This is a genomic window from Viridibacillus arvi, assembly GCF_001274945.1.
GTDB classification, from domain to species: Bacteria; Bacillota; Bacilli; order Bacillales_A; family Planococcaceae; genus Viridibacillus; species Viridibacillus arvi.
Genome location: NZ_LILB01000014.1, coordinates 1 through 1855, shown reverse-complemented (window position 1 = coordinate 1855; position 1855 = coordinate 1). Strand labels below are relative to the sequence as shown.

Annotated in this window: 1 protein-coding gene; it reads left to right on the top strand. The window is 35.0% G+C overall.

All coding sequences use genetic code 11. From position 1 onward, the window contains the following. Nucleotides 1-222 precede the first annotated feature (222 nt). Entirely contained in the window at nt 223-1641 is a 1419-nt protein-coding gene (locus tag AMD00_RS22545) for a WD40/YVTN/BNR-like repeat-containing protein (RefSeq protein ID WP_169786391.1), read from the top strand. Nucleotides 1642-1855 lie beyond the last annotated feature (214 nt).

The window sequence follows — 1855 nt, the reverse complement described above, 5'->3', positions numbered from 1 at the left end:
ATGGAAAAATATTTTTTATTACATCACGAAGTGATGAAAACCGTTGATACTTCAATGTTTATAGAGGGAGGTTAGTTGAATAAGGATTCTCTGATAAAAGGAGTATTTTGTTTGTTATATTGGATCTAAGAGGGTATATAACAATATATTTACTCCATCCTAAATAGGCACATTATTCATAGGATGGTGGTAACTTTGAGGTGCTTAAAAATAATCTCTTGTTTGTTAGTTATTTTTTTAGTTATTGTAAATTTGATTGGTCGTGAAGCAATCGCTTCAGATGGTGAAATTACGCTAAAAGAAGCGGTTAACATTGGATTCCAGAGAGCAAAAGAATGGAATGTAAACGCAAAACTTACACGAGTAAACAGTGTGGATGAAACGATGGGAGGTTCGAGAGGAGAAACAGGAAAACGCTTTAATTGGTTTATGACCTTTGTGGTTCCAGGTACAGATGATTATGTACTAATTGGTATCTCAGAAAAGAAAATTACCTTGTTTAGTCCGAGTAAACAATCTCAGGATCCAATAATCCCCTACGATGAGATTAAGTTTGATAGCTCTGATGTTCTTCAACTAGCGAAGGATAAATACGGACTAAAACAAGGAAAAGATTGGGCAACAGGATATCATTTTACACTTGATAGTATCGAAGGTAAACCCATTCTAACAGTGGTTGGAAATGATCGAGATAACCGTTTTACTCGAATTTCATTCAATGCCAAAAACGGAGAAATAGTCAGTGCTGTTCATAAATTGCCATACGGTGGAGGATTAATATCCAAACGTATTGGTACCGATACCGTAACAAAAAGGGGAATGGCGATTATGGGGGTTGTCGCTAGAAATAACAATTTAGTGGTATGGGGAGACAAAAAGCCAACACAATTTAGTACAACCAAGCAATCTTTTATTGAATTGAGCCATAACAATGGAGAAACATGGACAGAACTACAAGCTAATAATTATGTAACACACGCGTGGTTTAATAAGAATGATCAATTATATGCAGCAACCGAAAAAGAATTATGGGCAAGCATTACTTCAAAAAGTAAAGGAACAAAAATTCTTTCATTAGACCACATGATTGAGTACATTGATTATTCAATCAACAACCATATAGCTGTGATATCAAATGGAAATATTTACTACACGATCAATCAAGGGAAGAGTTGGGAACAAACCACTGTACCTCAACCATTTTTTGTGGTTCAAATATCGAATAATGGTGATTTGGTAGGATTAACAGAAGAAAGGAAGATTTTGCAAAAAACAACTGATGGGTGGAACGAGATAACCATGCCGAAAAGTAATGATGAACCTTGGGATATGAAAGTGATTAAGAATAGGCTATTCATTACCACGCAAAGTGGAATTTGGACCCGAGATCTTCAAAAGGGAATTTGGAGAAACATTAGAGTTGAGGAAGAGGTAGTAAAATTTATTAAAAAAGGAGAGGAATTATTCGGATATACAAATAGAGGTGAAGCTATTTACTCCATCAACACGAAAGATGAAAAAAAACCTGAAAAAGTGTTTGATGCGGTTGATTCCATCGTTCAGGATGTGGATATCACGGGAGATACTTTATGGATTGCAACTATACCCGATTATACGTGGGAAGAAATGACGATTCCGTAGAGACGATAAAAGCTTGAAGTATATATCCATGAAGAAAATATTGTGAAGCATTTCACTTAAACTAACGGGGTGCTTTACTTGAAGATCATTGAGTTGCATAGGCAGCTCTTTTTTCTTTATTGAACTAACGGTGCAGGTTAGTTGAAGAAGGAGATTTAAAATAATCATACTCTTCTTAAAAGAAGAACCAAAGAAGTATTTCATACATAAAAAT